The organism is Nonomuraea sp. NPDC050786 (assembly GCF_040654115.1).
Classification (GTDB): domain Bacteria; phylum Actinomycetota; class Actinomycetes; order Streptosporangiales; family Streptosporangiaceae; genus Nonomuraea.
The window spans coordinates 130,184-135,919 of record NZ_JBFAHJ010000032.1; the positions used below are offsets into that span (position 1 = coordinate 130,184).

At 65.3% G+C, this 5,736-nt stretch carries 13 protein-coding genes; 11 read left to right on the forward strand and 2 right to left on the reverse strand.

Annotated elements, in window-relative coordinates; genetic code table 11:
- On the forward strand, positions 1 to 663 hold a 663-nt coding region (locus tag AB0H84_RS42045), incomplete at its 5' end, for a tetratricopeptide repeat protein (RefSeq protein ID WP_357617486.1).
- 265 nt (positions 664 to 928) lie between these two features.
- Here AB0H84_RS42045 and AB0H84_RS42050 read toward each other — a convergent pair.
- Together AB0H84_RS42050 and AB0H84_RS42055 are read right to left on the reverse strand one after the other, a co-directional pair.
- Entirely contained in the window at positions 929 to 1,633 is a 705-nt protein-coding gene (locus AB0H84_RS42050) for an HAD-IA family hydrolase (RefSeq protein ID WP_357617488.1), read from the reverse strand.
- Positions 1,630 to 2,469: a GntR family transcriptional regulator gene (locus AB0H84_RS42055; protein WP_357617490.1), complete on the reverse strand. Its 840-nt coding sequence runs from the start codon at positions 2,467 to 2,469 to the stop codon at positions 1,630 to 1,632. The genes AB0H84_RS42050 and AB0H84_RS42055 overlap by 4 nt, the downstream gene beginning before the upstream one ends.
- Before the next feature lie 283 nt (positions 2,470 to 2,752).
- Here AB0H84_RS42055 and AB0H84_RS42060 point away from each other — a divergent pair, with 283 nt between their 5' ends.
- From AB0H84_RS42060 to AB0H84_RS42105, 10 genes are all read left to right on the forward strand, one after another.
- On the forward strand, positions 2,753 to 2,890 hold the full coding sequence (locus tag AB0H84_RS42060; RefSeq protein WP_357617492.1) for a hypothetical protein: 138 nt from the start codon (positions 2,753 to 2,755) through the stop codon (positions 2,888 to 2,890).
- Between the two features lie 108 nt (positions 2,891 to 2,998).
- Entirely contained in the window at positions 2,999 to 3,160 is a 162-nt protein-coding gene (locus tag AB0H84_RS42065) for a hypothetical protein (protein ID WP_357617494.1), read from the forward strand.
- Positions 3,161 to 3,331: 171 nt separating this feature from the next.
- Positions 3,332 to 3,508 carry a hypothetical protein gene (locus AB0H84_RS42070; protein ID WP_357617496.1) on the forward strand — a complete coding sequence of 59 codons (177 nt, stop codon included), beginning with the start codon at positions 3,332 to 3,334 and terminating at the stop codon, positions 3,506 to 3,508.
- 201 nt (positions 3,509 to 3,709) lie between these two features.
- Positions 3,710 to 3,925, forward strand: coding sequence for a hypothetical protein (locus tag AB0H84_RS42075; RefSeq protein ID WP_357617498.1), 216 nt, complete (start codon positions 3,710 to 3,712; stop codon positions 3,923 to 3,925).
- An 89-nt stretch (positions 3,926 to 4,014) separates the two neighbouring features.
- Positions 4,015 to 4,173 carry a hypothetical protein gene (locus tag AB0H84_RS42080; protein WP_357617500.1) on the forward strand — a complete coding sequence of 53 codons (159 nt, stop codon included), beginning with the start codon at positions 4,015 to 4,017 and terminating at the stop codon, positions 4,171 to 4,173.
- Between the two features lie 35 nt (positions 4,174 to 4,208).
- Positions 4,209 to 4,400: a hypothetical protein gene (locus tag AB0H84_RS42085; protein WP_357617502.1), complete on the forward strand. Its 192-nt coding sequence runs from the start codon at positions 4,209 to 4,211 to the stop codon at positions 4,398 to 4,400.
- A gap of 99 nt (positions 4,401 to 4,499) precedes the next feature.
- The gene (locus tag AB0H84_RS42090; RefSeq protein ID WP_357617504.1) at positions 4,500 to 4,667 is read left to right on the forward strand and encodes a hypothetical protein; all 168 of its coding nucleotides are present in this window, start codon (positions 4,500 to 4,502) and stop codon (positions 4,665 to 4,667) included.
- Positions 4,668 to 4,967: 300 nt separating this feature from the next.
- The gene (locus AB0H84_RS42095) at positions 4,968 to 5,102 is read left to right on the forward strand and encodes a hypothetical protein (protein WP_357617505.1); all 135 of its coding nucleotides are present in this window, start codon (positions 4,968 to 4,970) and stop codon (positions 5,100 to 5,102) included.
- A 2-nt stretch (positions 5,103 to 5,104) separates the two neighbouring features.
- Positions 5,105 to 5,251 (forward strand): hypothetical protein, encoded by a 147-nt coding sequence (locus tag AB0H84_RS42100; RefSeq protein ID WP_357617507.1) that lies wholly within the window; start codon positions 5,105 to 5,107, stop codon positions 5,249 to 5,251.
- A 103-nt stretch (positions 5,252 to 5,354) separates the two neighbouring features.
- Positions 5,355 to 5,504 carry a hypothetical protein gene (locus AB0H84_RS42105; protein ID WP_357617509.1) on the forward strand — a complete coding sequence of 50 codons (150 nt, stop codon included), beginning with the start codon at positions 5,355 to 5,357 and terminating at the stop codon, positions 5,502 to 5,504.
- The last annotated feature ends 232 nt before the right edge of the window (positions 5,505 to 5,736 follow it).

Sequence of the window (5,736 nt, forward strand, 5' to 3'; positions counted from 1 at the left end):
GAACTCAACCCCGCTAATACCTGGGCCATCAACAACCGCGGCGTGACGTACGGGGAGATGGAGCGGTACGACGAGGCGCTGGCCGACTTCAACCGCGCCATCGAACTCAATCCCGATGATGGCTGGGCCATCACTAACCGCGGGCAGACGTACCGGTTGATGGAGCGGTACGACGAGGCGCTGGCCGACTTCAACCGCGCCATCGAGCTCGACCCCGATGATGGCTGGGCCATCACTAACCGCGGCCTGACGTACCGGTTGATGGAGCGGTACGACGAGGCGCTGGCCGACTTCAACCGCGCCATCCAACTCAACCCTGACCAGGCACGGTTCTTCGCCAACCGAGCTGAGATCCATCTGGCGATGGAGCGTTATGGCGAGGCGCTGGCCGACTTCAACCGCGTCATTGAGCTCGACCCCGCTGATGGCTGGGCCATCACCAATCGCGGCGTGACGTATCGGGAGATAGGGCGTTATGGCGAGGCGTTGGGCGACCTCAACCGTGCCATTGAGCTCGACCCCGCTGATGCCTGGGCCACCGCCAACCGCGGCATGGCGTACCGGTTGATGGGGCGCTACGACGAGGCACTGGCCGACTTCAACCGCGCCATCCAACTCGACCCGACCGATGAAGATATTCGAGAGATGCGGGAGCGACTTTAGAGAATTTGGAAAGAAATTGAGGTGTCGCCTCATCGCGGGGCAGTGGCTGCGTAGCCGAGCATCCGGCGGGAGAATAGGTCCTCGACCGAGGCCAAGTACAACGGCCCCTCATCAGTGTGGATCATCGTGACGTCGCCGGCTCACAGCACGTCCGAAGCGACCGCGGCGAACTTGCGGCGCCAGATCCGGCCCGGCAGGCCGGTTGCCCTGCCGGGTCAGCGAGCGCGGCTTCTTCGGCGCCTGGCCACCGTGTTCTCCAACACTCTCAGTGTGTCTCTGTGGAGTTGGTTACGAGCAACTCCGCCATGCTGGTCACGATGTGGTCAGCTCCGGCCGTTTCGAGCCGCGACGCTTTACCGGGTCGATTGGCGTACCCGACTGCGACAACGCCTGTCGCTCTACACACCTCCATGTCGGTTTCGGAGTCGCCCACGAGCACGCTCACTGAGGGCTTGACGGCAAGCCGTTCGAGCGCGTGACGTACCAGGTGCGGATCCGGCTTCATGAGGTTCGGATCTGGTTCGACGCGCGCTGACACGTAGTCGATCTCTTGCCCAAGACGAGTTCGCTGCAGGTAGGCCGTTACCGCCTTGGTCGAGTTGTTGCTGACCACTGCCACGGCCTTGCCGAGGCGTTTCGATTGCCGGATGAGATCGGCGGCCCCCGGGGTCGGACGCGCCGTCTGGACCGCCTCGACTTCGAGTCTCGTCAACATGTCCCGTGTGATGCGGCTCATGTCTGGACCGAATTGCCAGCTGAATCGGAAGACTGCCAGCGGATCGTCAGAGGCTTCAACCTCTGGCGGGATCTCGACATCTTGTTCAGCAAGAAAGCTGCGCAGTGATGCCGCGACTTGCGGCGCGGGCAGTCCCGCGAAGATGTCGCAGATGGGGCCGTCGAAGTCGAGTAGGACACACTGGGCTTTCCGTATCGTTTCCTGTACGGCGAGCGGTCCCGGATGCCCCGTCACGCAGACTCTCGCGCGACCGTATTCCACACGCTGTCGAACCAAGCGCGCGACTGGATAACGAACTGACCTGACGTGGAGTCCTCTCCGTCACTCAGGGCGAAGTGGAACAGGTCCGCATCCTTGCCCATCAGGTCATAGATGGCCTGGGGTTCTCCGCCGAGAGCAACGGTGTGTTTGGTGACTGGATAGAAGCCGAAGAACGCCTCTTCGCCATTGATCACGTAGAGCTTGAAACGGGGCGGTTCGCCACAAATGCGCACCTCGGCAGAGGCTGACGCCACAAGGCCAAGATCCTTGAGTTCTTGTATGGACTCCACGATGGCCTGAGCGTGGCGAGAGGTGATCCGCTCTGCCCGCTTCCGGAATAGGGGCTCGTCTTCGAGGTTGTCTACGCGGCACGGCAGTGACCACGGACGGGACGTGTCTGGAATCAGGATACGAACAGTGATGCTCTCGGGAACGAGCTTGCCGGCACGGATGTTGTCGAGTGGCTCTTGGATCGCGCCGTGAAGTGTCTCGCCAGAGAAGCCCGCGAACTCTATCGAGACCTCTGAGCGCTTGAACGCCTGCTCAACGTGCGGACGTAGGCCGACGGGGCGCGCGGTCCGTTCGCGAACGAACACGCCGCTTCCCTGTCTTGTGACCACGAGCCCCTCATCGCGGAGCTGGCGGATGGCCTGCTGAACGGTCATGCGGGCAACGCCGAAGCTCTTGGCCAGCTCAGGGCCGGATGGGAGCTTGTCGCCAGGGGCGAACTTCCGCGTGAGGATTGCTGCCCTCAACTGGTGGGCTACCTGCAGATACGGCGGACGCGGGTCATCCGGGTCAAGTTGCATGCCCTACAGCCTAGCCGCTACCTGGTCAACATTCCTAGGCAACTTGAGCATGTCTCTTGACATGCCTAGCCAAGCCAGTCAGCATGATGCTTGTACAACCTGCCTAGGCATGTTGGACAGCCCTGTACAGCCGGAAGACCTGGGAAGGCGGCGCAAGCCGCGCGCCGACGGGCTGGAGCACACGTCACTCAGATAACTGCATAAAGGGCCGCCGCCTCCCACCGAAAAAGGCGGCCCAAGCAGGGAAAACGCCCTGCTATCGATCTCTGTTCGAGGAGACGACATGAGCTTCTTCGCTCACACCCTCGCCAACGCGGATCACCTGAGCCAGGCCGACCTGGAGGACTTCGCATCCTTCATTGAGCCGGACCAGGCCGAGGCGTTCCTGAGCGAGGTCAACACCATCCGCAACGGCAAGTAGCAAGTCCGCCCCGATGGTCGTAGGCAGGGTTCGACTCCCTGTCGGGGCACTCCGGCCGTTTGCGCCGGGTTACGCGCTTTGCCTTTATCCGCACTCAAGGGAGTTCTCATGCCGCTTTCGATTCGCCTGACCGGAACACCGGGCGAGGTCGCCGACGCCGTGTTGACCCTGCGTGAGGCGTTCTCTGTCACCGCGATCAAGGGCCTGTGCCCTTCGGTTCCCGCTCAGGCCAATGTCCGAGTTTATGTCGAGGTAGCCGCCGCCGGTTGATCTGGCGCGGCGCCTCGAAGCCCGTCCGGTGTGACGCCGGCATCCCGGGGAGCAAGCCCTGGGCGGGCGCGACGGGAGCACCTCTGAGGCTCCCGCAATCCGGTGATGGCGCACCCAACCCCGCGAAGAGAGGAGTGCGCCGCCCGGCTCCATCGAAAGGAGATATCCAGCATGTCACAGACTCCGCGCGATGAGGCTTACGACCGGGCACAGAGTCGCCTCACCCGTGAAGCTGGCCGCGTGTACGAGCGGCCGGACTGGGGCGATGAGGACCCGCGCATCCGCCAAGCCTACGACCGGGAGCTCCGGCGTCAGATGCGCGTCAACGGCAAGGGCAAGCGTCGGTGAGCCGCCCGGACACCGGGAAGGCGGTGGTGTGAATGCACCGCTACCAGTGCCCGTTCTGCCAGGGCATGCACGACCGAGACGCGCTGCCCAAGTGCCACGTCCACGGTCTCGGCTACAGCCCCAAGTGCGTGCGCTGCCGCGAGGTGGCCGAACAGATCCCCTGCCGACAAAAGGAGTGGGCACGATGAAGAGCTTGCCGGCGTGCCCGGCCTGAGCTTCTCCATCGACCCGATCGGCTACCTGCGTACCGAGGACGACCAGCCGTTGCGACTGGCCGACGTATGGATCTGGCACATCTTCGAGGACGGCTCGCGCCGGCTCGGCCCGAAGGTGTCAGTCAGCGTGATCGGTGACACGAGCGACCTGGCCGTGATCCGCGCCGCATACGCCGACTTCACCGGACGCCGCCACACCTGATCGCCCTTCCCGAGCGGTGTTCGCCGGGAGGGCTTCCGGGAGCAGCCGCGCCGAATTCTCGATACATCCGATCAAGACAGAAGGAAAGCATGCGCCTCTTCAATTCCGGCCCCGCCCCCCTCACATGCAGCAAGTGCATGGGCCTGGGTCGTATCGAGACCCGCAAGGCAACGATGGGCAAGGGCTGGACGATCGCCGGCATCAAGTGCCCGAACTGCAAAGGCAAGGGCACGCTCAAGCGCCGCTAACCGCCCGCCCTCGCACCCTGAAAGGGAGCCTTCACGTGCGCACTCACACCAAGACGGCTGCCATGAGCGCGGTGGTAGCCGGCGGCTCCGCCCTGGCGCTGTGGCTGGCCTTCACCGGCTCTATCGCGCTGGCGTTCATGGCACTGGCCGGCACGGGAGTGCTGGCGGTCGGCGTGATCGTGCTGATCACCCGCGATGTCACACGCGGCCCTGTCAAGACGCGCTGAGCCGCATGTTGCGGGTGCTCGCCCGACCCCTCTTCCCTCGGGGTCGGGCGGGTGCCCGGAGCAGCCAGCTCCACCGACACCGACCCGAAGGAGAACCACATGCCGAAGGCCAGGTTCGCCGTCTACAAGACCAACTCCAGCCCCGCCTACACGATGGCGTTCACCTGCGACTGCGGGGAGCCCGGCATCGCCTACAGCGACGACATGAAGGGCCTCTTCGTCGGCTCCTGCGGCAAGGGCCACGAGGTGTCCGTGATGGCGAGCTGATCACACAAGCGAAAGGACAACGACATTGAAGCTCTCCCGTGAGTACAGGGCGATGCTTGAACGCTTGGGTTTCATCGGCGCGGCAGCGCTGGAGGAGGCGGAACGCCGACAAAGGGAGGTCGGGACGATCACCAATCGGCCTGACACGCGTGAAGAGATCCAGGCGTGGGCTGCCGAGCGCAGCCACCGGAAGTGGTCGTAGCGGCGTTGCGGGTGCCCGCCCGACCTCCCCTCGGGGTCGGGCGGTGCCCGGAGCAGTCAGCTCCACACCCACGCTCTCGCGACGACAGGAGAACAACCATGCCCGCAATGACCTCCCGCAAGGCCACCTGCCTGGACTGCAACGGCACCGGCCAAATCGTCGGCACCCCGGCGGCCAACGGGCTCGCCCTGGCCGCTCAATGCCCCACCTGCGACGGCACCGGCAAGCACTGACCATGGCGCCGCCCGATGCGGAGGTCCTCGAAGCGAACACCTCCAGCGCCCTGGACGACGCGACCATGGCCGAGGCCGACCGGCTCCTTGCCCTGGTCGATGAGGGTCTCGCCCGCATGAACACAATCCTCGCCCACACGGGGCGCTGACACCTGGACGGGCGCGCACCACCGTGGCCAATCCGCCAAGACCATCCACGACGGGCGCGCCCGCACCCTCCATCCCCTTCGGAGAGATCGAAAGGCAATCTCCATGATGGCCCAACCCCACTGCCCCCACTGTCGCAACCCGCTCGACAGCGGCCCCGTGCGGTACCGGTGCTCCCCGTGCCGGCGCGATGTCTACGCCGCCGAACTGGACGCCGACTACCACGCCGCCAAGACGGCGGCCAAACACCGCTGACCGTTGCGGGTGCCCGCCCGATCGCTGGGTCGGGCGGGTGTCCGGAGTAGCCAGCTCCACGACGAGAGGAGACAGGTCATGGCTGGAGTGGACCGCATCACCTACCGCAACGCCGGCGGCGGCACCGTCGAATGGACCCGGGACCGGGACGTTGCGCCCGCCCCCGCCCCCCCCCGCCAGCCCCGGCACGAGGGCGCCGGGGGGCCGGGGCCGGGGGGGGCGGGGGGGGAGT

Excerpts from the sequence above, each read along its gene's own strand:
- AB0H84_RS42105 (WP_357617509.1), top strand. The coding sequence starts at position 5,355 with ATGATGGCCCAACCCCACTGCCCCCACTGTCGCAACCCGCTCGACAGC.
- AB0H84_RS42090 (WP_357617504.1), top strand. The coding sequence starts at position 4,500 with ATGCCGAAGGCCAGGTTCGCCGTCTACAAGACCAACTCCAGCCCCGCC.
- AB0H84_RS42095 (WP_357617505.1), top strand. The coding sequence starts at position 4,968 with ATGCCCGCAATGACCTCCCGCAAGGCCACCTGCCTGGACTGCAACGGC.
- AB0H84_RS42055 (WP_357617490.1), bottom strand. The coding sequence starts at position 2,469 with ATGCAACTTGACCCGGATGACCCGCGTCCGCCGTATCTGCAGGTAGCC.
- AB0H84_RS42065 (WP_357617494.1), top strand. The coding sequence starts at position 2,999 with ATGCCGCTTTCGATTCGCCTGACCGGAACACCGGGCGAGGTCGCCGAC.
- AB0H84_RS42100 (WP_357617507.1), top strand. The coding sequence starts at position 5,105 with ATGGCGCCGCCCGATGCGGAGGTCCTCGAAGCGAACACCTCCAGCGCC.
- AB0H84_RS42060 (WP_357617492.1), top strand. The coding sequence starts at position 2,753 with ATGAGCTTCTTCGCTCACACCCTCGCCAACGCGGATCACCTGAGCCAG.
- AB0H84_RS42070 (WP_357617496.1), top strand. The coding sequence starts at position 3,332 with ATGTCACAGACTCCGCGCGATGAGGCTTACGACCGGGCACAGAGTCGC.
- AB0H84_RS42080 (WP_357617500.1), top strand. The coding sequence starts at position 4,015 with ATGCGCCTCTTCAATTCCGGCCCCGCCCCCCTCACATGCAGCAAGTGC.